This window comes from Nocardiopsis dassonvillei subsp. dassonvillei DSM 43111 (assembly GCF_000092985.1).
Taxonomy (GTDB): domain Bacteria; phylum Actinomycetota; class Actinomycetes; order Streptosporangiales; family Streptosporangiaceae; genus Nocardiopsis; species Nocardiopsis dassonvillei.
In genome coordinates, this window is sequence record NC_014210.1 from 3,849,381 (window position 1) to 3,874,828 (window position 25,448).

Annotated in this window: 21 protein-coding genes and 1 pseudogene; 8 read left to right on the plus strand and 14 right to left on the minus strand. The window is 73.8% G+C overall.

Annotated features, from left to right (window positions below; genetic code table 11):
- Window positions 1–65: 65 nt before the first annotated feature.
- The 4 genes and pseudogenes from NDAS_RS28630 to NDAS_RS15910 all read left to right on the plus strand — a co-directional run.
- A pseudogene (locus NDAS_RS28630) lies at window positions 66–260 on the plus strand (helix-turn-helix domain-containing protein); the annotation flags it as partial.
- A gap of 150 nt (window positions 261–410) precedes the next feature.
- On the plus strand, window positions 411–698 hold the full coding sequence (locus NDAS_RS28635) for a helix-turn-helix domain-containing protein (RefSeq protein ID WP_013154233.1): 288 nt from the start codon (window positions 411–413) through the stop codon (window positions 696–698).
- A gap of 114 nt (window positions 699–812) precedes the next feature.
- Window positions 813–2,783 carry an acyl-CoA dehydrogenase family protein gene (locus tag NDAS_RS15905; RefSeq protein ID WP_013154234.1) on the plus strand — a complete coding sequence of 657 codons (1,971 nt, stop codon included), beginning with the start codon at window positions 813–815 and terminating at the stop codon, window positions 2,781–2,783.
- Between the two features lie 171 nt (window positions 2,784–2,954).
- Window positions 2,955–3,575, plus strand: coding sequence for a PadR family transcriptional regulator (locus NDAS_RS15910; protein ID WP_013154235.1), 621 nt, complete (start codon window positions 2,955–2,957; stop codon window positions 3,573–3,575).
- Window positions 3,576–3,584: 9 nt separating this feature from the next.
- Here NDAS_RS15910 and NDAS_RS15915 read toward each other — a convergent pair whose 3' ends face one another.
- Window positions 3,585–4,406 carry a VOC family protein gene (locus NDAS_RS15915; RefSeq protein ID WP_013154236.1) on the minus strand — a complete coding sequence of 274 codons (822 nt, stop codon included), beginning with the start codon at window positions 4,404–4,406 and terminating at the stop codon, window positions 3,585–3,587.
- 227 nt (window positions 4,407–4,633) lie between these two features.
- Between NDAS_RS15915 and NDAS_RS15920 the strand changes: the two genes are divergently transcribed.
- Together NDAS_RS15920 and NDAS_RS15925 are read left to right on the plus strand one after the other, a co-directional pair.
- Entirely contained in the window at window positions 4,634–5,917 is a 1,284-nt protein-coding gene (locus tag NDAS_RS15920; protein WP_041552807.1) for an MFS transporter, read from the plus strand.
- Between the two features lie 86 nt (window positions 5,918–6,003).
- Window positions 6,004–7,338 carry a GH1 family beta-glucosidase gene (locus NDAS_RS15925; RefSeq protein ID WP_013154238.1) on the plus strand — a complete coding sequence of 445 codons (1,335 nt, stop codon included), beginning with the start codon at window positions 6,004–6,006 and terminating at the stop codon, window positions 7,336–7,338.
- A gap of 29 nt (window positions 7,339–7,367) precedes the next feature.
- Here the strand turns inward: NDAS_RS15925 and NDAS_RS15930 are convergent, their stop codons facing one another.
- The 6 genes from NDAS_RS15930 to NDAS_RS15955 form a co-directional block, all read right to left on the minus strand.
- Window positions 7,368–7,937, minus strand: coding sequence for a hypothetical protein (locus tag NDAS_RS15930; protein WP_041552808.1), 570 nt, complete (start codon window positions 7,935–7,937; stop codon window positions 7,368–7,370).
- Window positions 7,938–8,033: 96 nt separating this feature from the next.
- Window positions 8,034–8,648, minus strand: coding sequence for a TetR/AcrR family transcriptional regulator (locus NDAS_RS15935; protein WP_013154240.1), 615 nt, complete (start codon window positions 8,646–8,648; stop codon window positions 8,034–8,036).
- Window positions 8,649–8,707: 59 nt separating this feature from the next.
- Window positions 8,708–9,880, minus strand: a complete 1,173-nt coding sequence (locus tag NDAS_RS15940) for an acyl-CoA dehydrogenase family protein (RefSeq protein WP_041552809.1) — start codon at window positions 9,878–9,880, stop codon at window positions 8,708–8,710.
- Entirely contained in the window at window positions 9,877–11,976 is a 2,100-nt protein-coding gene (locus tag NDAS_RS15945; RefSeq protein WP_013154242.1) for an ATP-binding protein, read from the minus strand. Before NDAS_RS15945 ends, NDAS_RS15940 begins: the two co-directional genes overlap by 4 nt.
- Before the next feature lie 7 nt (window positions 11,977–11,983).
- Entirely contained in the window at window positions 11,984–13,582 is a 1,599-nt protein-coding gene (locus NDAS_RS15950) for an acyl-CoA carboxylase subunit beta (protein ID WP_013154243.1), read from the minus strand.
- A 55-nt stretch (window positions 13,583–13,637) separates the two neighbouring features.
- Window positions 13,638–15,410, minus strand: coding sequence for an acyclic terpene utilization AtuA family protein (locus NDAS_RS15955; protein WP_041552810.1), 1,773 nt, complete (start codon window positions 15,408–15,410; stop codon window positions 13,638–13,640).
- Window positions 15,411–15,561: 151 nt separating this feature from the next.
- On the opposite strand from NDAS_RS15955, the gene NDAS_RS15960 reads away from it, so the two are divergent.
- Both NDAS_RS15960 and NDAS_RS15965 read left to right on the plus strand, forming a co-directional pair.
- On the plus strand, window positions 15,562–16,122 hold the full coding sequence (locus NDAS_RS15960; protein ID WP_013154245.1) for a hypothetical protein: 561 nt from the start codon (window positions 15,562–15,564) through the stop codon (window positions 16,120–16,122).
- A gap of 51 nt (window positions 16,123–16,173) precedes the next feature.
- A complete protein-coding gene (locus tag NDAS_RS15965) occupies window positions 16,174–16,731 on the plus strand; it encodes a hypothetical protein (RefSeq protein ID WP_232051684.1) in 558 nt (185 codons plus the stop codon).
- A 93-nt stretch (window positions 16,732–16,824) separates the two neighbouring features.
- Here NDAS_RS15965 and NDAS_RS15970 read toward each other — a convergent pair whose 3' ends face one another.
- The 7 genes from NDAS_RS15970 to NDAS_RS16000 all read right to left on the minus strand — a co-directional run bounded on the left by NDAS_RS15970 (window position 16,825) and on the right by NDAS_RS16000 (window position 25,352).
- Window positions 16,825–18,120: a thymidine phosphorylase gene (locus NDAS_RS15970; protein ID WP_013154247.1), complete on the minus strand. Its 1,296-nt coding sequence runs from the start codon at window positions 18,118–18,120 to the stop codon at window positions 16,825–16,827.
- Between the two features lie 94 nt (window positions 18,121–18,214).
- Window positions 18,215–18,643: a cytidine deaminase gene (locus tag NDAS_RS15975; protein ID WP_019609722.1), complete on the minus strand. Its 429-nt coding sequence runs from the start codon at window positions 18,641–18,643 to the stop codon at window positions 18,215–18,217.
- Window positions 18,622–19,884, minus strand: coding sequence for an ABC transporter permease (locus NDAS_RS15980; RefSeq protein ID WP_013154249.1), 1,263 nt, complete (start codon window positions 19,882–19,884; stop codon window positions 18,622–18,624). The genes NDAS_RS15975 and NDAS_RS15980 overlap by 22 nt, the downstream gene beginning before the upstream one ends.
- Window positions 19,881–21,467: an ABC transporter permease gene (locus NDAS_RS15985; protein ID WP_013154250.1), complete on the minus strand. Its 1,587-nt coding sequence runs from the start codon at window positions 21,465–21,467 to the stop codon at window positions 19,881–19,883. Before NDAS_RS15985 ends, NDAS_RS15980 begins: the two co-directional genes overlap by 4 nt.
- A complete protein-coding gene (locus tag NDAS_RS15990; RefSeq protein WP_013154251.1) occupies window positions 21,464–23,062 on the minus strand; it encodes an ABC transporter ATP-binding protein in 1,599 nt (532 codons plus the stop codon). The genes NDAS_RS15985 and NDAS_RS15990 overlap by 4 nt, the downstream gene beginning before the upstream one ends.
- Window positions 23,063–23,245: 183 nt before the next feature.
- A complete protein-coding gene (locus tag NDAS_RS15995; protein ID WP_013154252.1) occupies window positions 23,246–24,298 on the minus strand; it encodes a BMP family lipoprotein in 1,053 nt (350 codons plus the stop codon).
- Window positions 24,299–24,650: 352 nt separating this feature from the next.
- Window positions 24,651–25,352, minus strand: coding sequence for an alpha/beta fold hydrolase (locus NDAS_RS16000; protein WP_081461748.1), 702 nt, complete (start codon window positions 25,350–25,352; stop codon window positions 24,651–24,653).
- Between the last annotated feature and the right edge of the window lie 96 nt (window positions 25,353–25,448).

A 25,448-nucleotide genomic window follows, 5' to 3' on the forward strand; every position in this document is an offset into this window, starting at 1 on the left:
GCACGAAGAGGACCTCCGGCAGCGGTGTGGATTACGACACCTCCCACCGGACCGGAAGACCCTCGATGTCCCGCACCGCCCACGCCAACGCCCGCCTCACACCCGCTGGGCGCCTGACCCTGGCCCGCTGCGTCGTGGAGGACCGGTGGCCGCCGCGCCGGGCCGCCGAACGCTTCCAGACCAGCACCACCACCGCCCAACGCTGGGCCGACCGCTACCGTGAACACGGCGAAGCGGGAATGCACGACCGACCCGTCCGCGCGGCGGTCCTGTGCCCGGCGGGCCCGGACAGCGGATGGGGGAGAGGCGTCTCGGCGCCGGACCCCGGGTTCTCCGCTGCCGTCCGTGCGCGGTACGGCACCACCGGCATTGATATACCGATCCGGCGCCGTGGCGTTAGACTCGTCCGCATGGTGCGTGAACCGCTGACCGCAGACCAGATCGAGCGCGGGCGTCTCCTGGGCGCCCTGCTCCGCCGGGCCCGCGCGGAGCGCACGATGGTCGACGTCGCGCGCGAGGCCCGGATCTCGGTCGAGACCCTGCGCAAGATCGAGGGCGGGCGCATCCCCACCCCCACCTTCTTCACGGTCGCGGCGATCGCCGACGCGCTCGGCCTGTCCCTGGACGAGCTCCTGCGCCGGGTGGACGCCGCCGCGACCGCCGCCCGGGACCCCGCGACCGCCTCCCTGGCCGTCTGACCTCCCATCCGCCCCTAACGTTGGTCGTGTACCCGCGGGTACGGTTCCGTGCGCGACCCGCCCCTCGCGGCGGGCACGGACCGGCCGCGTCAGCCAGGACCACAGGGGGAGCACATGAACGAACAGGCGCTGAGAGTGGACGAGGCCGAGCTGCGCGGCCTCCTCGACGGCCGCTGGGCCCACGTGCGCGAACACATGCGCGACGCCCTGCGGGGAGACCTGTACGCCCCCGTGTACGGGCTGTCGATGGAGGAGCACCGCGCCCGCACGCTCGCCCAGCTCAAAGCCCTGGCCAAGACCGACCTGCCCGCCTACGGCTTCCCCGCCTCGGTGGGCGGACGCGACGACGTCGGCGCGTCCGTGGTCGGCTTCGAGATGCTGGTCAACGACCTGTCGCTCATGGTGAAGATGGGCGTGCAGTGGGGGCTGTTCGGCGGGGCGATCAGCGCCCTGGGCACCGAGGCCCACCACGCCGAGTACCTGCCCGGCGCGATGTCGATGGAGCTGCCCGGCTGCTTCGCGATGACCGAGACCGGCCACGGCTCGGACGTGCAGGGCCTGCGCACCACGGCCGTCTACGACCCCGACACCGAGGAGTTCGTGGTCCACACCCCCGACGAGGCGGCGCGCAAGGACTACATCGGCAACGCGGCCCGCGACGGCCGCCTGGCGGTGGTGTTCGCCCAGCTGAGCACCGGTGGCGAGGAGCACGGCGTGCACGCCCTGGTGGTCCCGATCCGGGACGGGCGGGGCAGGCCGATGCCGGGCGTGCGCATCGGCGACTGCGGCCCCAAGGCCGGACTCAACGGCGTGGACAACGGACGGCTGGAGTTCGACCACGTGCGGGTGCCGCGCACCAACCTGCTCAACCGGTACGGGGACGTGGCCGCCGACGGCACCTACTCCAGCCCCATCGAGAGCAAGGGCCGACGCTTCTTCACCATGCTCGGAACCCTGGTCCGGGGCCGGATCAGCGTGGCGGGCGGCGCGGGGAGCGCGGCCAAGGCCGCGCTGACCATCGCGGTGCGCTACGGCGACACCCGCCGCCAGTTCACCCGGCCCGACGGCGAGGGGCGGCCCGAGCGGGAGGTGCGCGTCCTGGACTACCTGGCGCACCAGCGCAAGCTGCTGCCCGCCCTGGCCCGCACCTACGCGCTGCACTTCGCGCAGGAGGAGCTGGTCACCCGGCTGCACGAGCTGTCCCGCTCCCCCGAGCGCGACGAGCACGCCCAGCGCGAACTGGAGTCGCGGGCGGCCGGGCTCAAGGCGGTGGCCACCTGGCACGCCAGCCAGACCATCCAGACCTGCCGGGAGGCGTGCGGCGGCGCCGGGTACCTGTCCGAGAACCGGATCCCTCAGCTCAAGGCCGACTCCGACATCTTCACCACGTTCGAGGGCGACAACACGGTCCTGCTCCAGCAGCTCACCAAGGGCCTGCTGACCAACTTCAAGGACTCGTTCGGCGACCTGGACCAGCTGGGGCTGGCCCGGTTCATGGCGGGCAAGGTCTTCGAGACGGTCATCGAGCGCACCGCCGCGATCCCGCTGATCGAGCGGCTCGTCGCGGCCGCCCCGGGGCGCGGCGAGGAGGCCAGCCTGTACAACCGGGGTTGGCAGCTGGAGCTGCTGGAGGACCGCGAGAAGCACGTCATCGAGGGCCTGGCCGCGCGGCTGCGCAGGTCCGGCAGGAACGGCGAGGACGCCTTCGACGTGTTCAACCGCGCCCAGGACCACGTGCTCGCCGCGGGCCGCGCGCACATGGACCGGGTGGTGCTGGAGGCGTTCGTGGCGGGGATCGACCGCTGCGGGGACACCGCGACCGCCAAGCTGCTCAACCGGCTGTGCGACCTGTACGTGATGTCGGTGGTCGAGGAGGACCGCGCGTGGTTCCTGGAGCACGAGCGGCTCTCCACCTCGCGGGCCAAGGCGGTCACCCAGGCGGTCAACGACCTGTGCCGGGGCCTGCGCCCCTACGCCGTGCAGCTGGTGAACGCGTTCGGCCTGCGCGACGAGTGGCTGGCCGCGCCGATCGCGCTGGGCGGCGAGCACGCCCGCCAGGGCGACCCGGTCCCCGGGCGCGGCTGAGAACCCTCCGTCGCGCCGACGCCCCTCCCCCGTGCCGGCGCCCGTCAGGGCACGGGGGAGGCGGCAGGGGGCGCGGGCCGGCGCGGGCGCGGGCGCGTGGATAGGCTGGTCGGAGTCGAAGGGCGCGGGCCTCAGAAGGGTGCGGACGCGCTGGTGGGATGAGGGGTGTGGATGTCGGCCATCCGGCTGCTGGTCCTGGGGGCGGTCCGCCTGCGCGGGCGGGCGCACGGCTACCAGGTGCGCAACGACCTGGAGTCCTGGGGCGCGCACGAGTGGTCCAACGCCAAGCCGGGGTCGATCTACCACGCGCTCAAGCAGATGGCCCGGCAGGGGCTGCTGCACGCCCACGAGACCGCGCCGTCCACCGCCGGGGGTCCGCCCCGGACCGAGTACGAGACCACCGGGGAGGGCACCCGGGAGTACTTCGCCCTGCTGCGCCGGGCGGTGTCTTCGCACGACGCGCACACGGACGTGCTCTCGGCCGGTCTGGGCTTCGTCGTCGATCTGCCCCGGCGGGAGGCGGTCGACCTGCTGAGGCGGCGGGTCGAGGGCCTGGAGGAGTGGCGCGGGGGCGTGGTCGCCCACTACGCCCCGGAGGAGGGGCCCGGACAGGCGGGCCACATCGGCGAGATCATGGACATGTGGGTGCACTCCGCGGAGTCGGACGCGGCGTGGACGCGCTCGCTGATCCGGCGGATCGAGGGCGGCGCCTACTCCTTCGCCGGTGAGGGGGGCGACCCCTACGAGGGCGTCCTCACCGGCGAGGAGCCGGAGGCGTCCCCCTCCGGTTGAGGCGACCCCTCAGTTCCCGTCCGCCTCCGGGGGCCGCGTGCCGAGCCAGCTCCGCAGCGCGGAGGCGTTGCGCAACTCCCCCTCGACCCTGCTCAGCTCACCGCCGGTGAGGGTGATCGCGCCCAGCCGCTCCCGCCACTCCTGGACGCCCTCCTCCTCGCCGAGGGCGACCGCGAGTTCGATGAGCATGGCCAGTGCCAGCGCCCGCTCCACCGCGGGCGCCCGGTCCCCGTGCCGTTTCAGTCCGGAGCGGATCCGCCGGAAGGCGGCGAGGTCGTCGGTCTTGAAGTCGCGCAGGATCCGCGCGCCGTCCAGGACGCGGGCGAGCCCGTCGAGTTCCCCGGAGCCGCCGTACTCCAGCCTCTCGGGTTCGCCGCGCTGGATGAAGATGAGCGAGTTGCCCGAGGGGTCCATGAGCGTGAAGCGGCTGGCGCCCGGCCGGTGGCGCGTGATGCGGGGCAGACCCTTGGCCAGGACCCTGCCGTAGGCCCGGCGCATGGCCTGCGTGAGGGCGGCGTGGTAGGGCGCGACCGCGTCGACCACGACCATGCAGCCGCCGCTGTTCTCCAGCCCCGGGTCCAGGTCCTTCGAGGCGCGGCCGTAGTGCAGTTCGAACCCGCTCCAGCGGAAGGCCAGGTAGAGGTAGGGCCTGGTCTGCTCGTAGGTGACCTCGAAGCCGAGCGCCCGGTAGAACTCCAGGGTCTCCTCGGCCGAGACGCACGGCAGCAGCGGAACGGTCGTCTCGTTGGCCCGAACGGCCGCCTCCGGCCGCTCCTGCCCCGTGTCCCCCTCCTTGCCGCCGTCCGCCCGCGCGGTGTCCGCTGCGGCCACGCGCACCTCCCATTAGTCAAGTTTGATTACTTTGCGAGGGTAGTCCTCCCCGAGTCCACTGGTCAAACTTGACTACACAACTGGGGACGCCGAACCCACCGCCGCGCACGAGGGGCCTCGGGACCGCGCCGGTGCGCCGGTGCGCCGCGAACCGACCCCGCCGCGGGTCTTTCCTCGGCGAGGCGGGCCTCCTAACATGAGACGCATTCATGTTAGGTAGGTCACACGTGCGCCCACCCCCCGCGCAGCCCTCCCCCTCCCCGCGAACGCCCGCCGCTCTCGCCGAACCCACCAGACCCGTGCGCCGCCTGTGGGTGGCCGGGATCAGCCTGGCCAACCTCGGCATGTGGATGGCCTTCTTCGGCCCGCTCCAGGTCCTGCTGCCCGAACAGGTCGGCCTGCTCGCCCCCGACGCCAAGGAGACCGCCCTGGCCTGGGTGACCGGGGCGGGCGCGGCCTGCTCCACCCTGGGCACCCCGCTGGCCGGGGCCCTGTCCGACCGGACCACCGGCCGGTTCGGGCGCCGACGCCCCTGGATCCTGGCCGGTGCGCTCCTGGGCGGTCTGGGACTGGTGGTGCTCGGCCGACAGGACGGCGTCCTCGGCGTCCTGGTGGGGTGGTCCTTCGTCCAGGCCGCGCTGTCCTGCCTGAACGCGACCCTGCTCGCGGCCGTGCCCGACCACGTGCCGGTCCGCCAGCGCGGCGTGGTCTCGGGGTGGATCGGCGTACCGCAGTCGGCGGGCGTGGTGGTGGCGGTGCTCCTGGTGACCGTGGTGGTCACGGGGATCGCCCCCGGCTACGCCCTCCTCGGCGCGCTGACCGTCCTGTGCGTCCTGCCGTTCGCGCTGCTGGCCCCCGACCCGCCGCTGCCCCGCGAGGCGCGCCCCTCCTGGAGCGGGTTCGCGCGCGGGCTGTGGGTGTCCCCGCGCCGCCACCCCGACTTCGGCTGGGCGTGGCTGACCCGTTTCCTCATGCAGACGGGCAACGCCATGTTCACCCTCTACCTGCTCTACTTCCTCACCGACGCGGTGGGCTACGAGGAGCTGTTCCCCGGTTCCTCGGCCGCGGACGGGCTGCTGGTGCTGATCGCCGTGTACACGGCGGCGGTCGTGGCCACGACCGTGCTGGCCGGTCTGGTCTCGGACCGCATCGGCCGCCGCAGGGGGATGGTGTGCCTGTCCGGGGTGGTCTCGGCGGTGCCCGCCTTCCTGATCGCCGCGTTTCCGACGTGGCCGATGAGTCTGGTGTGCGCGGTGGTGCTGGGGGTCGGCTTCGGCGTCTACCTGTCCGTGGACAACGCCCTGGTCACCGAGGTCCTGCCGAGCGCCGGCGGGCGGGCCAAGGACCTGGGGATCGTCAACATCGCCAGCGCCGGACCGCAGGTCATCGCCCCGGCCCTGGCCGGTCCGATCGTGGTCCACCTGGGCGGCTACCCGGTCCTGTACACCGTGTGCGGGCTGCTCAGCCTGCTGGGCGGGGTGCTGGTGTGGCGGATCCGGGGTGTGGCATGAGTCCCCGCCGGTTCCACGCGTCCCCTCCTGTCCGCTCCTCGACCCCCGTTCACCCCGTCAGACCCAGCGAAAGGCAGGTACCGTCCATGTCGTCACCGTTCCTGTGGGGAGTGGCCTCCTCCGCCTTCCAGATCGAGGGCGCCCTCGACGCGGACGGGCGCGGCCCGTCGGTGTGGGACGTCTTCGCCGAGCGCCCGGGCGCGGTCCGCGACGGGCACAGCCCCGCCCCGGCCTGCGACCACTACCACCGGTGGGCCGAGGACGTGGAACTGCTCGACCGGCTCGGGGTGAACGCCTACCGGTTCTCGCTCGCCTGGCCCCGGGTCGTACCGACCGGGCGCGGCGCGGTGAACGGGGCCGGCCTGGACTTCTACGACCGCCTGGTGGACGCGCTGCTGGCCCGGGGGATCACCCCGGTGCCGACGCTGTTCCACTGGGACCTGCCCCAGGCGCTGGAGGATGCGGGCGGTTGGAGCGAACGCGACACGGCGTACGCGTTCGCCGAGTACGCGGCGGCGGCCTCCGACCGCCTCGGCGACCGGGTGGACCGGTGGATCACCCTGAACGAGCCCCTGGTGCACACCACCTACGGGCACGCGCTCGGCGTCCACGCCCCGGGGCGGACCCTGGCGGTGCCCGAGGTGATGCGGGTGGCCCACCACATGCTGCTCGCGCACGGGCTGGCCGCCGGGGAGCTGCGCTCGCGCGGCCTGGAGGCACTGCTCACCAACAACTACTCCCCCGTCAGCCCCGCCACCGGCTCCGAGGCCGACGCCGCCGCCGCGCACGCCTACGACACCCTGCACAACCGGCTGTTCACCGACCCCGTGCTGACCGGCGCCTACCCGGACCTGTCGGCCTTCGGCGTCGCGGAGGTCCCCGGCGTGCGCGAGGGCGACCTGAAGGCGGTCGCGGGCAGCGCGGACGGCCTCGGGGTCAACTACTACAACCCCACCGTGGCCACCGCGCCCGACGAGGGGTCGGGACTGCCGTTCGGGTTCGGTGAGGTCGCCGGGGCGCCGGTGACCGCGTTCGGGTGGCCGGTGGTGCCCGAGGGGCTGGGCCGGATGATCGACCTGCTGCGCGAGCGCCACGGTGAGGCGCTGCCGCCGCTGTACGTCACCGAGAACGGCTGTTCCCACGAGGACCGGGTCTCCCCCGGAGGGCGGATCGCCGACCCCGAGCGGATCGCCTACCTGGAGGGGCACGTGGCCGCCGTGGAGGCCGCGCGGGAGCGGGGCGCGGACGTGCGCGGGTACTTCGTGTGGACGCTCACCGACAACTTCGAGTGGGCCGAGGGCTACCACCAGCGCTTCGGGCTGGTGCACGTGGACCACGCCACCCAGGCGCGCACCCCCAAGGACTCCTTCGCCTGGTACCGGGACCTCGTCGCCGCCAGGACCGCGTCAGCTGGTGCGTGAGAGACCGCGGCGGCGCGTGCCCGGCACGCTCAGTCCCCGACGGCGTCCAGGGTGCCGCTGTCATGGCGTTCGGGGGCCTCCTCGCCGCGCTGGCGGGCGGGCTCCCACCACCACCAGTGCGACTCGGGCACCCAGGAGGGGACCTCCTCCTCGTTGACCGGCCGCGCCCGGCCCGCCACCGCGGTGAGGGCCTCGTCGATGCGCGGCAGGGCCTCCAGGTCGCCCGGGCGCAGGAAGGCCTCCCAGGGCACGAACTCCTCGCCGAGCAGCTCCAGCATGGACCGCCGCCAGCAGGCGGGGCGGTAGGCCTCGTGCTCGCCGTTCTCGGCCGCGGTCTGGGTGCGGACCACGTACAGGCCGAGCCGGTCGGGGTTGCTGCCGCCCACCAGCAGCTCGGCCAGGGTGGCGCTGAACTCCTGGCCGCCCGGGGATCTGCGCTGCGCGGGCGTGGTCGCCCGGTACAGGGCGAAGAGGGCGGCGAAGGCGTTGTCCATCAGGGCGTCGCGGTCCCTGCGGCGCGAGGCGCTCTCGGCGAAGGCGTCCAACGCCCGCCTGGCCAGGTCCGGAAGGTCCCTGCCCGCATCCGCGCTCACCTTCACACCGCCTTGTCCGGTCCGGGGATGACGTTCGGCGCGGGCCCGTGGCCCCGCGCCGCTTCGATGATAAGCACGCTCCGTGCCGTCGAGGTAGCCGGTTCACGGTGCCGGGGTCCGCAGTTGCCCGTCCAGGGTGCGCGCCCACTGGCGCACGATCCGGCGGCGCCGGGGCCCGTCGTCGGTGAGCAGGTTGGCCAGTCCCAGGCCGCGTGCCAGGTCGAGGGTGGCCTGGACGGTCTCGCGGACCCCGGGGACCGACTCGTCCACCCCCAGCAGTTCCACGGCGGCCCGGTGGATCTCCCGGCCCATCCGCTCCTCCATGGGGATGATGCGCTCGCGCAGGACCGGGTCGCTGGCGGCGGCCGACCACAGCTGGAGGGCGGCGCGGAAGTCCGTTCCGGTGAAGGCGTCCACGACCATCTGCACGACCGCCTCGGTGCGGCCGCCGCCCTCGGGGACGGCGGCCGCGCCGCGCCGCAGCTCCGCGCCGCGGCTGTCGAGCATGTGCCGCAGCACGGCCAGAAAGAGGTCCTCGCGGGTGGGGAAGTGGTGCTGGGCGGCCCCGCGCGACACCCCGGCCCGCCGCGCGACCGCGCCCACGGTGGCGCCGGCCGTGCCCTCCTCGGCCAGGCAGGCCACGGCGGCCTCCAGCAGTCGGGCTCGGGTGGCCCGGCTGCGTTCCTGGCGCGGCTCGCGGTCGGCCCCTGTGTCCACGTCGCTGCTTCCCCCTGTCCCCGCGTCCCCGAGGCGGCCCGTGTCCGCGCGCCGACCGCTCAGTACGACCTGGGCAGGCCGAGGGACTGCTGCGCCACGTAGTTGAGCACCATCTCCCGGCTCACCGGCGCGATGCGCGCCAGGCGGGCGGCGGCGATCGCCGACCCCAGCCCGTACTCGCTGGCCAGACCGTTGCCGCCCAGGGTCTGCACGGCCTGGTCGACCGCGCGCACGCACGCCTCCGCGGCGGCGTACTTGGCCATGTTGGCCGCCTCCCCCGCCCCCGCGTCGTCGCCGGAATCGTAGCGGAGCGCAGCGTGCTGGGTCATCAGGCGGGCCTGCTCCAGCTCGATCTTGACCTGCGCCAGCGGGTGGGCCAGCCCCTGGTGGGCGCCGATGGGGGTGTCGCGCCAGACCGTGCGCTCCCTGGCGTAGGCCACCGCCTTGTCCAGGGCGTGGCGGGCGCTGCCCGAGGCCAGGGACGCGGCCATGATGCGCTCGGGGTTGAGTCCGGCGAAGAGCTGGAGGAGCCCGGCCCCGGGGTCGCCGACCAGTGCGTCGGCGGGCAGGCGCACGTCGTCCAGGAACAGCTGGTACTGGTGGTCGGGGCTGACCAGGTCCATCTCGATCCGGCGGGCCTCGAACCCCGGGGCGTCGGTGGGCACCGCGAACAGCGCGGCGGACAGGCGCCCGGTGTCCTCGTCCTGGACGCGTCCGACGACCATGACGGCGTCGGCCACGTCCACGCCGGAGATGAAGGTCTTGCGGCCGTTGAGCACCCAGCCGCCGCCGTCGCTCCGGGCGGTGGTGGTGATGCGGTGGGAGTTGGACCCGGCGTCGGGCTCGGTGATGGCGAAGGCCATGATGGTCTCGCCCGTGGCCAGGCCGGGCAGCCAGCGCGCGCGCTGTTCGGGGGTGCCGAAGCGGGTCAGGACGGTGCCGCAGATGGCCGGGGAGACCACCATCATCAGGGTGGGGCACCCGGCCGCGCTGAGCTCCTCCAGGACGGCGGCCAGGTCGCCGATGCCGCCGCCCCCGCCCCCGTACTCCTCGGGGATGTTGACGCCGAGGTAGCCGAGCCCGCCCGCCTCGCGCCACAGTTCGGTGAGGTAGGCGCCCTCCTTGGCGCGGGCCCGGTAGTACTCGGACCCGTACCCCGCGGCGAACGCGGACACGGCGGAGCGCAGGTCGACCCGCTCGGCGGGTTCGTTGAAGGTCATGGCACCGGTCACGGCGTGGCCCCTTCGTAGTCGAGGACGGCGAGGGGCGCCCCGGCGGGCACCCTCTGCCCCGCCGCGACCGGGATCTCCCGGACGGCACCGGCGGCGGGGGCGGTGACGCGGTGCTCCGTCTTCATGGCTTCCATGCGCAGCAGGGTCTGCCCGGGTTCGACCCGCTCGCCCACGGCGACCTCCACGGCGGTGACCGTGCCGGGCATGGGCGCGGGCAGGGCGCCGGGGTCGACCGCGGCCTCGGGTTCGGGCAGGGGGTCGACGGGGGTGAGGGTGACCGACCCCAGGGGGGAGTCGACGTGGACGTCGCCGCCCGCGGCGGGGCGGTGGACGTCGAAGGCGCGGCGCAGGCCGTCCGCCTCCAGGACCACCCGGTCGGGTGCGGCCGAGAGCACGCGGACACCGGCCTGTTCGGTCAGGTAGGACCCCCTCAGGGTGCGGTAGGCGGTGGTGGTCCTCCTCGTCTCGTCGCCGTCGACGTCGTGCTGGCGGACGAAGGGCTGGGAGGGCAGGCCGCGCCAGTTGGCGGGGATCCCGGCGGGGGTGGCGGCGTCGGCGCGGGCGGCCTCGGCGGCGGACAGGGACGCGGCCAGCGCGGCGAGGCGTTCGGTGGCAGGGTCGGCCAGGGGCTGGACGAGTGCGCTGAGGCGGTCGCCGTCCAGGTAGCCGGTGTGCAGCCCCTCGGGGCGGGTCTCGGCCCCGGCGAAGGCGGGGTGGCGCAGCGCCCGCACGAGCAGGTCGCGGTTGGTGCCCACCCCGTGCACGCGCGCGGCGGCCAGGGCCGCGGCCAAGCGGCGCAGCGCGTCGCGGCGGTCGCGCCCGTGGGCGACGACCTTGGCGAGCAGGGGGTCGAAGTCCGCGCCGACGGTGTCGCCGGGTTCGACGCCGCTGTCCAGGCGCACCCCGAAGGCGGGCGGCGCGGCGAAGCGGGTGTCGGCGGGGACGTCGAAGGCGTGCAGGACGCCGGTGCGGGGCCGCCAGCCGTCGCGGGGGTCCTCGGCGTACAGGCGGGCCTGGACGGCGTGGCCGCGCGGCGCGGGCGGGCCGCCCCCGGGCAGGGCCTCGCCCTCGGCGACGCGGATCTGCCACTCGACCAGGTCCAGCCCGGTGACGCACTCGGTGACGGGGTGTTCGACCTGGAGCCGGGTGTTCATCTCCAGGAAGACCGGTTCGCCGAAGCCCTCCTCCCCCACGGGGACGAGGAACTCGGCCGTTCCGGCGCCGGTGTAGCCGATGGCGCGGGCCAGGCGGCGGGCGGCCTCGTGCAGGCGTTCGCGCAGGTCGTCGGGCAGGCCGGGGGCGGGCGTCTCCTCGACGACCTTCTGGTGGCGGCGCTGGAGGGAGCAGTCGCGTTCGCCCAGGGCCCACACGGTGCCGTGGGTGTCGGCCAGGACCTGCACCTCGACGTGGCGGCCGTGGGGGACGTAGGGCTCGCAGAACACCGCCGGGTCGCCGAAGGCCGAGGCCGCCTCGGCGCGGGCGGCGGCGGCCTCGGCGGGCAGGTCGGCCAGGTCGCGGACCACGCGCATGCCGCGTCCGCCGCCGCCGGAGACGGCCTTGACCAGCACGGGCAGGTGTTCGGGGCGCACCCGCTCGGGGTCCAGGGCGTCGGCGACGGGCACCCCGGCGTCCCGGGCGATGCGTTTGGCCCGGGTCTTGGCGCCCATGCTCTCGACGGCCTCGGCCGGGGGGCCGATCCAGGTCAGCCCGGCGCCGGTGACGGCGCGGGCCAGGGCGGGGTTCTCGGACAGGAAGCCGTAGCCGGGGTGGACGGCGTCGGCGCCGGAGGCGCGGGCGGCGGCCACCACGGCGTCGGGGTCGAGGTAGGCGTCCACGGGGCCGCGTCCCTGGGGCAGGGGCAGGCGCACGGCGGTGTCGGCCTCGGCCACGTGCGCGGCGTCCTCCTCGCCGGGGGCGTGCACGGCGACGGTGGCCACGCCCAGGGAGCGGCAGGTGCGCAGGATCCGGCGGGCGATCTCGCCCCGGTTGGCGACCAGGAGGCGGGTGACGGGGCGCGGCGGGGCGGGTCGGCCGGGGGCCGTGGCGCCCGCCTCGGCGGAACCACCGGAGGGGACGGCGGAGGGCGTGTGGTTCACGGTCTCCTCACATTCGGAAGACGCCGAAGCGGTCGGTGCCCCGGACGGGGGCGTTGTGGGCGTAGGACAGGCACAGGCCCAGGACGGTGCGGGTGTCGCGGGGGTCGATGACGCCGTCGTCGTAGACCCGCCCGGACAGGAACAGGGGCAGTGACTCGGCCTCGACCTGGCGCTCCACCATCTCCCGCAGGGCGGCGTCCTGGTCCTCGTCGTAGGGCTGCCCCTTCCCCGCCGCGGACTGGCGGGCGACGATGGACAGCACCTCGGCGAGCTGGCGGGGGCCCATGACGGCGGAGCGGGCGCTGGGCCAGGCGAACAGGAAGCGCGGGTCGTAGGCCCGCCCGCACATCCCGTAGTGGCCCGCGCCGTAGGAGGCGCCCACGAGCACCGAGAAGTGGGGGACGGTGCTGTTGGAGACGGCGTTGATCATCATCGAGCCGTGCTTGATGATGCCGCCCTGCTCGTACTCGCGGCCGACCATGTAGCCGGTGGTGTTGTGCAGGAACACCAGCGGCGTGTGCGCGCGGTTGGCGAGCTGGATGAACTGGGCGGCCTTCTGGGCCTCGGCGCTGAAGAGCACGCCGTGGTCGTTGGCGAGCACGCCGACGGGGTAGCCGTGCAGGTCGGCCCAGCCGGTGACCAGGCCGCCGCCGTAGGAGGGCTTGAACTCGTCGAACACCGAGCCGTCCACGAGGCGGGCGATGATCTCGCGCGGGTCCACGGGCACGCGCAGGTCGGGCGGCATGATCCCGAGCAGGTCCTCGGCCGGGTAGAGGGGTTCGGGTGCCGACGGGCGCGGGGCGGGCCCCGCCTTGGTGTGTCCCAGGCGGGCCACGATCCGCCTTCCGATACGGATCGCGTCGCGCTCGTCCTCGGCCAGGTGGTCGGCCAGGCCGGAGACCTCGGCGTGCATGCGGGCCCCGCCCAGCGACTCGTCGTCGCTCTCCTCACCCGTGGCCGCCCGTACCAGCGGCGGCCCGCCCAGGAACACCTTGGAGCGCTCGCGCACCATGACCACGTGGTCGCTCATGCCGGGGATGTAGGCGCCCCCGGCGGTGGAGTTGCCGAAGACCAGCGCGACGGTGGGGATTCCGGCGGCGGACAGGCGGGTCAGGTCGCGGAAGGCGCGACCGCCCGGGATGAAGATCTCCTTCTGGGTGGGCAGGTCGGCGCCGCCGGACTCCACCAGGCTGACCAGCGGCATCCGGTTGCGTTCGGCGATCTCGGCGGCCCGGGCGGTCTTCTTCAGGGTCCACGGGTTGCTGGAGCCGCCGCGCACGGTGGGGTCGTTGGCCACCAGCACGCACTCCACGCCGGAGACCGAGCCCACGCCGGTGACGAGGCTGGCGCCGACGTGGAAGTCGCTGCCCCAGGCGGCGAGCGGCGACAGCTCCAGGAAGGGGCTGCCCTCGTCCAGGAGGAGTTCGATCCTCTCGCGGGCCAGCAGGCCGCCCCGGGCGCGGTGGCGCTCCACGTAGCGCCGCCCTCCCCCGGCCAGGGCCTCGGCGTGCTCGGCGTCGATCTCGGCGAGCTTGGCGAGCATCGCCTCGCGGGCCTCGGCGAAGGCGGGTGAGGCGGTGTCGAGCCCGCTCCTGAGCACGCTCACGGCTGGCCCGCCTCCCGTGCCTCGGGGACGGGAACGCTTCCGGTCCTGGACGCGCTCACGGCTGCTCCACCTCCGCCAACACGGTCTCGGGGACGGGGACGCGGCGGGCGCGCAGCCACTCGCCCAGCCCCTTGGCCTGGGGGTCCACGCCCTCGCGGCGCGCGGTGCCGGGGGCGAGCAGGCCCTCGATCCAGAAGTTGGCGGCCCGCAGGTTGGGCAGCAGGTGCCGGGTGACGCGCAGTCCGGCGGTCTCGGGCAGGAGTTCGCGCAGCAGGTCGGCGGTCAGGGTGGTGGCCAGCCACCGCCACGCCGTCTCTCCGCGCACCCACACGCCCAGGTTGGCGTCGGCGCCCTTGTCGCCGCTGCGCGCGCCCAGGACCAGGCCGAGCGGGACCGGGCGCGCGGGGCCTCGGGGCAGGGGTTCGGGCAGCGGGGGCTCGGCGACCCCGGTCAGGGCCCGGGTGCGGGGCGCGGGCGCGACGGGCATCCTGGCGCCGTCGGGCAGGATCGCGGTGTGGGCGACCTCGGAGGCGGGCACGAGCGCGTGCGTGGCGGCGACCCCGTCGGGTCGGGCCTCGCGCGGCGGCGCGGTGAGGTGGAATCCGGCGTAGCTGCCCAGGGCCAGCTCCACGGCGGCCGCCCCGAAGGAGCGGCCCACGACCGCGGGGTCGTGGTCGCGGGCGACCACCCGCAGGCGTGCGGTGGCCGCGTCCTGGGTGTCGCCGTGGGGGTCCTGGGCTGGCACGAGGGTGAAGCGCAGGTCGTCGGGCGCGCGGTCGGCGAGGGCTGCGCGCATCTGGCGTTCGGCCTGTGCGGCCTTGGCCCCGGCGTCCAGGCCGGTGACCAGGAACTCGACCTCGTTGCGAAAGCCCGTGAGGCTGGTCAGTCCGACCTTGAGGTCGGGGGGAGGTTCCTCGCCGCGGGTTCCGCTGAGCAGGACGCGGTCGGGCCCCTGCCTGGTGAGGCGCACGGTGTCCAGGCGGGCGGTGACGTCGGGGCCGGGGTAGCGGGCTCCGGCGACCTCGTAGACGAGCTGGGCGGTGACGGTCCCGGTGGTGACGGCGCCGCCGGTGCCGGGGTGCTTGGTGATGACCGCGCTGCCGTCGGCGTGGATCTCGGCGAGGGGGAAGCCGGGCCGGTCCAGGTCGCGGCCCTCGCGCAGGAGTTCGGCGGCCAGGGCGTAGTTGCCGCCGGTGGCCTGGGTCCCGCACTCGATGACGTGCCCGGCGACGGTGGCCCCGGCCAGGGCGTCCAGGTCCCCGGGGGTCCAGCCGAAGTGGGCGGCGGCCGGGCCCACGGCCAGGGAGGCGTCGGTGACGCGGCCGGTGACGACGATGTCGGCGCCCGCCTCCAGGCAGGCGGCGATGCCGAAGGCGCCCAGGTAGGCGTTGGCGGTCAGGGGGGTGCCCAGGTCGAGTTCCTCGGCGCGGTCGATGAGGTCGTCGCCGGTGACGCAGGCGATGCGGGGTTCGAGGCCGAGCCCGTCGGCGAGTTCGGTGAGCCGGTCGGCGAGGCCGCGCGGGTTGAGGCCGCCCGCGTTGGTGACCACCCTGGTGCCGCGTTCCATGACCAGCGCCAGGGTCTCGCGCATCTGGCTCAGGAAGGTCCGGGCGTAGCCGCGGCCGGGGTCGCCGAGCTGGTCGCGGCCGAGGATGGCCATGGTGAGCTCGGCCAGGTAGTCGCCGGTGAGGACGTCCACGCGCCCCTCGGTGAGCATCTCGTGGACGGCGGCGAAGCGGTCCCCGTAGAAACCGGAGGCGTTCGCGACCAGCAGCGGGGGCGCCGGGGTGGCAGCAGCGGTCATGGACACGAGGGTGACACCGATCACACGGAAAAACAAGCACACGTGCTTGTTTTTCCGTACGGGACGGACGGGTCCGAGCGGACACGGTGAGGTGGGCGCGGTATGGCCGGAACCGGCCACGGAGCGTGCGTTACTCCCCCTCGGAGCGGGGGGAGGCGCGCGGTAGTTTGGCGCCGTGAACACCTCGCGAGAAGACACCAACCCCGCCGACGACGCCGCCTCCCCCGAGGGGACGGCGGAGGCGGCGGAGACGACGGAGGCGGCGGAGACCCCGGAGCCCGGGAGCACCGGTGCCGCCGGGAGCGCCGGAACGTGCGGGGAGGCCGGGACCCCGGGGGCGCGTCAGGAGGCCGACGCCAGCGGCGCCTTCATCGCGGGCGCGCCGGCCCGCTCCCCCAGCGGCCTGTTCGCCGCCGAGACCTTCAGCGTCATCGCCCTGATGCTGTTCGTCCTCACCGCGCTGAACACCCGGCTCTTCGAACTCTTCGGCTTCTTCTTCGTGGGCCGGGTCCCCACCGACACCAGCGCCGGGGAGGCGAGCGCGCTCGCGGCCGAGGTGATGGTCGCGGGCGGGCTGAGCGCGCTGACCGTGCTCGCCGGGGCCCTGTCGCTGCTGCGGGGCGGCGCGGCCACGCGGGCGTGGAGCCGCTGGGGCGCCGCCGCGGCCGTGATCGTGGGCACGCTGCTGGTCGTGGTCTCGGTGCTGACCTTCGTCACCCTGCCGTCCGGGTCCTGAACAGGGGTTTCGTAGAAACTCCCTTGGTACTTCGGCGGGTAGGTTGACCGCGTGAGTACATCAGCGGAAGGCAACGACCCGACCGATCCCACCCGGGGGCCCGCACGGGACCCCGGCCGCGAGCCGGAGCCCGGGGCCGACTCGGCCACCGGGACCGGGGTGCCCGCGCAGGAGCCCGCCATGGTGGAGGAGCCCCTGCTGGAACCGGACTCCGGGGTGGCCGCCCCGGAGCGCACCGACCGGCCCAGCGGTGCTCTGGGCGCGGAGACCTTCGCCCTGACCGCGCTGTTCCTGCTCGCCGTGACGGTGCTGTCGAGCCAACTGGTCCAGCTCTTCACCACGGTGGTGCTCATCGGCGACCAGCCGGTGCCCGTGGACCAGGTGTCGCAGTTCTCCGTGCAACTGCTCATCGGCGGCGGCCTGGCCGCGCTGACGGCGATCCTGGCGGGGCTCGCGCTGGCCCTGGCGGGTTTCCGGACCCGGCCCTGGGCGCGGTGGCTGGCCGCCTCCGTGCTGATCGTGAGCCTGCTGCTGGTGCTGCTGGCGGTCGTGGCCTACGTCATGATGCCCGCGGGCAGCGCGCCCCAGCCCATGCCGATGCCGAACTGATCCGCGCGGGGCAGGGGGAGCCCCGTCCAGCCGCGGGGCGGCGACCGGAGGTCCGGTCGCCGCCCCGCGATCGTGGAGCGGCAGGCTCCGGGGTCAGGCGATCCGGTCGATCACCAGCGGCCGGGCCTCGTAGCCCGCCCCGCCCTCCGGCTCGATGTCGAAGGCGCCCTCCAGCGCCTCGGCCGCCCGCTCGAACCGCTCCGCCTCGTCCGCGTGCAGCGTGAACAGCGGCTCCCCGGCCTGCACGGACTCCCCCGGCTTGGCGTGCAGGGTCACCCCCGCCCCGAACGACACCGCGTCCTCCTTGCGCGCCCGGCCCGCGCCCAGCCGCCACGCGGCCAGCCCCACCTGGTAGGCGTCCAGCCGGGTCACCGTCCCCGAGGCCGGAGCGAGCACCACCCGGCGCTCGGCGGCCACCGGCAGCGGCGCGTCCGGGTCCCCGCCCTGTGCCCGGACCAGCCGCTTCCACGACTCCAGCGCGCTGCCGTCCCGCAGCGCCTCGGCCGGGTCCTTGACCCCGCCCTCACCGGGGACGAGCCCGGCCGCGGCCAGCATCTCCCGGGCCAGGGCCACGGTCAGCTCCACCACGTCCGCGGGCCCGCCGCCCGACAGCACCTCCACGGACTCGGCCACCTCCAGGGCGTTGCCCACCTGCCTGCCCAGCGGGACCGACATGTCGGTGAGCAGCGCGACCGTGCGCACGCCGTGGTCGTTTCCGATGTCGACCATCGTGCGGGCCAGCTCGCGCGCGGAGTCGGCGTCCTTCATGAACGCCCCCGAACCCACCTTGACGTCCAGGACCAGCGCGCCGGTGCCCTCGGCGAGCTTCTTGCTCATGATGGACGCGGCGATCAGCGGGATCGACTCGACCGTGCCGGTCACGTCGCGCAGGGCGTAGAGCTTGCGGTCGGCCGGGGCCAGCCCGGACCCGGCCGCGCAGATCACCCCGCCCGTGGAGTCCAGCACCTCCCGCATCTCGCCGGTGGACAGCGAGGCCCGCCACCCGGGGATCGACTCCAGCTTGTCCAGGGTCCCGCCGGTGTGCCCGAGCCCGCGCCCCGACAGCTGCGGCACGGCCGCCCCGCAGGCCGCGACGGTGGGTGTGAGCGGCAGGGTGATCTTGTCGCCCACCCCGCCCGTGGAGTGCTTGTCGGTGGTGGGCCGCGCCAGGTCGGAGAAGTCCAGGCGCTCCCCCGAGGCCAGCATCGCCTCGGTCCAGCGGCTCACCTCGGCCCGGTCCATCCCGCGCAGGAAGATCGCCATGGCCAGCGCCGACATCTGCTCCTCGGCCACCTCGCCGCGGGTGTAGGCGTCGATCACCCAGTCGATCTGGCCGGGGCTCAGCTCTCCCCCGTCGCGCTTGGCTCGGATGATCTCGATGACGTCCATGTCATCTCCTCTCGACTGGCGGAAGAAGAAGCGCCTCCCCGGAGGCCGCCGCGCGGGCGGCGCCCGGGGAGGCGCGGCTAACGAAGGACCCCGGTCACGTCAGGCTGTGCGGGCCGAAGGCCTGCGGCAGCACCCGGTCCATGGTCCAGACCCCCTCGGGGGTGTCCACGAGCAGCTGCGGCCCGCCGTGCTCGAACAGGAGCTGGCGGCAGCGCCCGCACGGCATGAGCAGCTCGCCCCGCCCGTCCACGCAGCTGAAGGCCGTCAGACGGCCCCCGCCGGAGGCGTGCAGGGCGCTGACCAGGCCGCACTCGGCGCACAGGCCGAGCCCGTAGGAGGCGTTCTCCACGTTGCAGCCGCTGACGGTGCGGCCGTCGTCGACCAGCGCCGCCGCGCCCACCGGGTACTGGGAGTAGGGCGCGTAGGCGCGGCCCATGGCCTCGCGGGCGGCGGCCCGCAGGGCCTCCCAGTCCACGCTCGCCGGGTCCAGTGGTGCGTCGGTCATGACCGGCTCGCCCTCCACTGCTTGCCGACCCCGGCCGGTGGCCGGAGCCGTTGCGAGGCCAGCGAGAGCACCAGCAGGGTGGCGATGTGCGGGCTGTAGGTGGCCAGCTCGCGCGGCAGCGAGTCGGTGGAGAAGTACCACACGAACAGCAGCACCGCCGTGAGCGCGCCGAAGGCGGCCAGGCCCTTGCGGTCCCGGCGCACCTGCCACACGGCCACGCCCACCAGCGCCACGGCCAGGAGCAGCAGCAGGGCGTGCACCGCCGCGCCGCCGCCGCGCACCTGGAGGGCGTCGGTGTAGCCGAACAGGCCCGCGCCCATGGCCAGGCCGCCCGGTCGCCAGTTGCCGAAGATCATCGCGGCCAGACCGATGTAGCCGCGGCCGCCGGTCTGGCCCTCCTGGTAGATCTGCGAGGCGACCACGGACAGGAACACGCCGCCCATGCCCGCCAGGCCGCCGGAGACGATCACCGCGACGTACTTGAGGCTGTACACCGGCACGCCCAGGGACTCGGCGGCGTCGGGGTTCTCGCCCACCGAGCGCAGTCGCAGGCCGAACGTGGTCCGCCACAGCACCAGGTAGGTCAGCGGGATCATCAGGATCGCGACGACCGTCAGCGCGGGCATGTTCGTGGTCGCGCCGAGCACCAGCGAGGCCAGGTCGCTGACCAGGAAGACCCCGCTGTCGGCGACCGGCCTGAGGGCCTGCGCCACGAGGGGCAGGTCCCACACCGGGAACGAGGGCGCCGGGGGCGACTGGGCCGCGCCCGCGCCGGGCACGTCGGAGTAGACCAGGATAGACAGGTAGCGCATCGCGCCGAGCATGAGGATGTTGATCGCCACGCCGGAGACGATGTGGTCCACCGCGAAGGTCACCGTGGCCACGGCGTGCAGGAGCCCGCCCGCCATACCGGCGAGCACGCCCGCCAGCAGCCCGATCCACGGGTTGCCCGTGGACCAGGCGAAGTAGGCGCCGAACCAGGTGCCCAGGATCATCATGCCCTCGAGGCCGATGTTGATGACGCCCGCGCGTTCGGCCCACAGACCGCCCAGCGCGGCCAGCCCGATGGGCACCGCGAAGGTGATGGTGGTGCTGATGGTGCCCGCGTCGGTGAGCATGTCGTGCCCGGTGATGACCCGCAGTCCCGCCAGGGACACCAGCACCGCGCCGAACAGGGTGAGGATGCGCCAGCGCGCCCATCCCCGGGGCCGGGCGGCGGGCTTGGCCACCGGCTCCATCACGTTGATCTCCTGGCTCACTTGGCCTCCCCTCCGCGCCTGTCCTCGGGTTCGGGGGCGGTGCCCGCGTCGGTGGAACCGTCCGCGGGGGCCGGGGACGTCTCGTCCGCGGACACCTTCACCGTCTCCGGGGCGGGCGACTCGGCGGTGGTGCCGAGCTGCCTGCCGATCTGCTGCTGCTGGTAGCGGCGGCCCCAGCGGTGCACGACCTCGTAGACCACGACCACGGTGAGGACGATGGTGGCCTGCGAGATGACCGCGATCTCCTGCGGGATGCCGTCGAAGGGCAGGATGCCCGACGCCTGGTTCAGGAAGGCCCAGAACAGGGCGGCGAAGACGATGCCCACGGGGTGGTTGCGACCCAGCAGCGCGATGGCGATGCCGATGAAGCCGATGCCGGTCGGGAAGTCCAGGGCGTAGTGGTGCGAGCTGCCCAGCAACTGGGGCAGGCCCACCAGACCGGCGACCATGCCCGAGAAGAGCATGGACAGGAACACCATCTTCTTGACGTTGACGCCGCTGGCCTCGGCCGCGGTCTGCGACTGGCCGGTGGCCCGCAGTTCGAAGCCGAAGCGGGTGCGGTTGAGCATCACCCAGTAGCCGATGCCGACGGCCACGGCCAGGAGCACGAACCCGAAGATCGTCTCGTCCGAGCCGAGGAAGCCCGCCGGGATGCCGGGCACCCAGGAGGACTCGGGCATCGGCGGGGTGCCGATGTTGTTGGTGCTGATCTCCACCGCGAGGCGGTCGGTGCTCAGCAGGTAGGCGGTGACACCGGTGGCGATGGAGTTGAGCATGATCGTGGAGATCACCTCGGACACGCCGCGGGTCACCTTGAGGTACCCGGCGATGCCCGCCCACACGCCGCCCACGGCCACGGCCGTGATGACGATGACGATCTGGCTGAGTACCGGCGGCAGCATGATGTAACCGCCCACGGCGGCCGACAGCAGCGCGGCGAGCCGGTACTGGCCGTCCACGCCGATGTTGAACAGCTTCATCTTGAAGCCGATCGCCACCGCGACCGCGGCCAGGTAGTACGTGGTGCCGTCGTTGACGATGCGCACCAGGCTGTCGGGCCGGGTGCCGTACTCCAGCATCCGCTCGAACGTGGCCAGCGGCGGGATGCCGCTGAAGAACAGCACGGCCGCGGTGACCGCGGTCGCGATGACCCCGGCGGCCAGGACCGCGGCGAAGGACAGCGCCAGCATGGCCGACAGCCGGTGGAACAGCCAGAAGGCCGCGGCGGAGCCGGCCAGCGCGCCCAGCGCGGCGGCCACCGGCTCGATCAGGGACAGGTCCAGGAACCACGCGGTCAGCAGACCGGCGGCCACCGACAGCACGAGGGCGGTGGGCACCACCAGCGTGTTGTGCAGGACCGTGCCCTCCTCGCGGGCGCCGTCCGCGCCCGCGCGGCGCTCGCGCGGCACCATGGGCCCGGACCAGGCCACGAAGGCGAAGGCCGCGACGACGCCGATGATCAGCGCCGCCCACCACAGCAGCGCCGTGTCCAGGGCGATGGTCAGCACCACGCCCAGGGCGATCGCGACGCCCGCGGCCGCGGGTGCGGGCAGGGTCCTCGCGGGACGGGGGATCCTACTCATGCGCCGCCCTCGCTTCCGTTTCGGTCGGCACCGCTGTCGCCTTCCGTGCTCTGGTCGGCCCGGTGCAGTCCGGCGCCGGTCATGGCCGAGCCCAGCTGTTCGGGTGTGACGGTGGTCGGGTCGGCCTGCGCGACCAGTCGGCCGCGCAGGATGACGTGGAGGGTGTCGGACATGCCGATCAGCTCGTCCAGGTCGGCGGAGACCAGAAGCACGGCCAGGCCCGCGGCACGGGCGTCGCGCAGCTGCTCCCAGATGGCGGCCTGGGCGCCCACGTCCACGCCCCGGGTGGGGTGGGCGGCGACCAGGAAGCGCGGGGAGCCGCTCATCTCCCGACCGATGATGAACTTCTGCTGGTTGCCGCCGGACAGGGCGTCGGCGATGACGTCGATCCCCGGGGTGCGCACGTCGTACTCGGCGACGATGCGCTCGGAGTCGGCACGCGCGCCGGTCCGGTTGATCCAGGGGCCGCGGACGCTGGGCTCCTTGGTCTGGTGGCCGAGGATGCGGTTCTCCCACAGGGGGGACTCCAGCAGCACGCCGTGCCGGTGGCGGTCCTCGGGGATGTAGCCCACACCCGCCTCGCGGATCCTGAGAGTGGGCCAGCCGGTGATGTCCTGCTCCTCCAGGCGGATGCTCCCGGCGGCCAGCGGGCGCATGCCCATGATGGCCTCGATGAGCTCGGACTGGCCGTTGCCCTCGACACCGGCGATGCCGACGATCTCGCCCCGGCGGATGTCGACGCTCACCCCGTCCACGACGGCGCGGCCGTCGGCGGAGTGCACGGTGACCCCGTCCAGGGACAGCACGACGTGGTCGGTGACGGTGGACTCGCGCAGCTCGGGCACGGGCAGCTCGCCGCCGACCATGAGCGTGGCCAGGTCCCGGGCGGTGGTGGTGCCCGGGTCCGCGGTGGCCACGGTGGTGCCGCGGCGGATCACGGTGATCTCGTCGGCGACGGAGAGCACCTCGTCCAGCTTGTGGGAGATGAAGATGACGGTCAGGCCCTCGCGCTTGAGCTCGCGCAGGTTGTCGAAGAGCTCGTCGACCTCCTGCGGGACCAGGACGGCGGTGGGCTCGTCGAGGATGATGGTCCGCGCGCCGCGGTAGAGGACCTTGAGGATCTCCACGCGCTGGCGGTCGCCCACGCCCAGTTCCTCCATGAGGCGGTCGGGGTCGACCCCCAGGCCGTACTGGGCGGACAGCTCGCGGATGCGCGCGCGGGCGCGGTTGCCGATGCCGTGGCGGCGCTCGGCGCCCAGGACCACGTTCTCCAGCACGGTGAGGTTGTCGGCGAGCATGAAGTGCTGGTGCACCATGCCGATGCCGTTGCGGATGGCGTCGGAGGGCGAGCCGAAGCGCACCTCTCGGCCCTGGACGTAGATGTGTCCCTCGTCCGGCCGGTGCATGCCGTACAGGGTCTTCATCAGCGTGGACTTGCCCGCACCGTTCTCGCCGACGATGGCGTGCACGGTACCGGGAGCCACGGTGATGTCGATGTCGTGGTTGGCCACGACGCCGGGAAAACGCTTGGTGATCCCGCGCAGCTCAACGGCGGGGGGCGCCAGGGCCCCCTCGCCCGATGGCGTGCTGCTCATCAGTCTCCTCGTGGAATGTGCGGTGTGGCGCCGCGGAACCGGCCGGGTCGCGGCCGCTGCCGGACGCCCCGCCGCCGAACGGCAACCGGGGCGGCACCGACCGGGGATCTACCCCGGTCGCTGCCGCCCGTGGATGCTGGCCGCCGCGGGCGCCCCCGCGACGACGGTCGCGCGTGGCGCGGTCTACGGCTCGGTCGGGACCTCGATCTCGCCGTCGATGATCTGCTGCTTGATCTCGTCCAGCTGCTCCTGGACGGGGCTGATCGCCTCCTCGTTGGAGGTGGTGTAGTCCACGCCGCCGTCGGCGAGCTCGAAGCGCTGGATGCCGCCCTCGACCCCTCCCTCGGTGGCGGCGGAGATCAGCTCGAACACGGCCACGTCCACCTGCTTGATGGCGGAGGTGAGCACGTGCGGCTTCTGGTCCTCGGCGGCGTTCTCGTACTGGTCGCTGTCGACGCCGATGAAGGTGAAGTCGTTGGCCACGGCCGACTCCAGGACGCCGTTGCCCGACGCGCCGGCGGCGTGGTAGATCACGTCCGCGCCGCGGTCGTACTGGGCCTGGGCGGTCTCACGGCCCTTGGCGGGGTCGCTGAAGCCGCTGAAGTCCGGCGGCTGGCTCAGGTAGTCGACCTCGACGGTGATGTCCTCGTTGACGTGCTCCACGCCCGCGGCGTAACCGGCCTCGAACTTGTGGATCAGCGGGGTCTCGACGCCGCCGACGAAGCCGACGTGGTCCTCCTCGGTGGTCAGCGCCGCGGCGGCGCCGGCCAGGAAGGAGGCCTGCTCCTCGGCGAAGACCAGGCTGGTGACGTTGTCGATGTCGGCGATCTCGGAGTCCACGATGGCGAAGTGGACGTCCGGGTACTCCGGCGCGACCGCGCGCACGGCGCCGTCGTAGGCGAACCCGACGGCGATGACGACGTCGTAGCCCTCCTCGGCCATCGTGGCCAGGCGGTCCTCCTTGGCGGACTCGGCCTCGCCGTCGCTGGGCTCGAAGTCGTTGACCTCGACGCCGAGCTCCTCGGCCGCCCGCTCCAGTCCCCGGTAGGCCGAGTCGTTGAAGGAGCGGTCGCCGCGACCGCCGACGTCGTAGGCCAGGCCGACCTGGAGCTCGGAGGCGGACTCCTCGCCGCCGCCCTCGCCGCCGCCCTCTTCGGCCGCGCTGTCACACGCGGTGAGGGCGAGCACACCGGCCGCCGCGGCCGCGGCGAACCTGACTGTGTTGCTGCGCTTCACTTCTCACTCCTCTTACGCCCTCTCAGCGGCCAGCATTCGCTCGCGACCGACCTGAGTTCTGCAGCCGGACGATATCCGGTGGCCGAAAGTACATCTAACCAACGGGCGGAGTTGTTATGAAGGCGAGAGCGTAGCGACACGGGCCCTTACCCGAAAGTCGACAAGCGTGCGCCCGAAGCGGTCGGCGGTGTTTCGGGATTGTGTTGCGGGGAAGCCGTTCCCCGCCCCGACACGGCATTACCACGCATGGCTTCGCCCCCTTCACCGGTTGTCACAGCGGCACGTCGGAGGGGGCCGGTCTAGACCGGACTAACCGCGCCGGGCGGCGGGAGCTGCGGGGCTCCGCCCGGCGTCAGTCGGCCAGGAAGTCCAGCACGGCCTGCCGGAAGTGCCGGGAGGAGACGGCGTTGGCGTGGTCGCGCCCGGGGATCTCCACGTGCGTGCCGCCGCAGCGCTCGGCCAGGGCCGCGGCGCCCTCGGCGAGCGGGTCCCGGGCGCCCGAGACCAGCAGCACCGGAAGCCCGCTGAGCGGGGGCTCCGCGGCGAAGGGGCGCGAGGCCTGGCCGCGCGCGCAGGCGGCCAGCGCGGCGGGGTCGTTGGAGGGCAGGGCGGCCACCGTCCGGTAGACGTGGTCGAAGGGCGTGTCCCCGGAACCGGGGTCGGACAGGTCCGTTCCGGCGAAGGCGTTTTTCGGTCCGAAACCGCCGAGAACCACCCGCCTGACGCGTTCGGGAGCGGTCAACGCGAGTTCCCAGGCCAGGCGCGAACCCATGGAGTAACCGACCACGTCGACCTTGTCCACCGCCAACTCGTCGAGCATGGAGACGAGGTCGGCGACGAAGTGTCCGGGCAGGTAGAAAGCGCTGTCGGTCGGTTTGTCACTGTTTCCGTGACCGCGCAGATCCGGCCCGATCACCCGTAGCCCAGCCGACTCCAGGGCCCGCGTCCACCCGGCGGCCCGCCAATTCATGCCGAAGTCGGTGCCGAAACCGTGCAGGAGGAGTACGGGGACCCCGCCCTCCTGAGCCTGCGGGCGCAAATCCGCATAACGCATTGTCACGCCGCCGGCGAGATTCACGGACATGAAAACCACCCACCATTTTTTCGAAAAGAAAAGGGAAAACGCGGGGCCCGGCCGGATTTTCCTCCG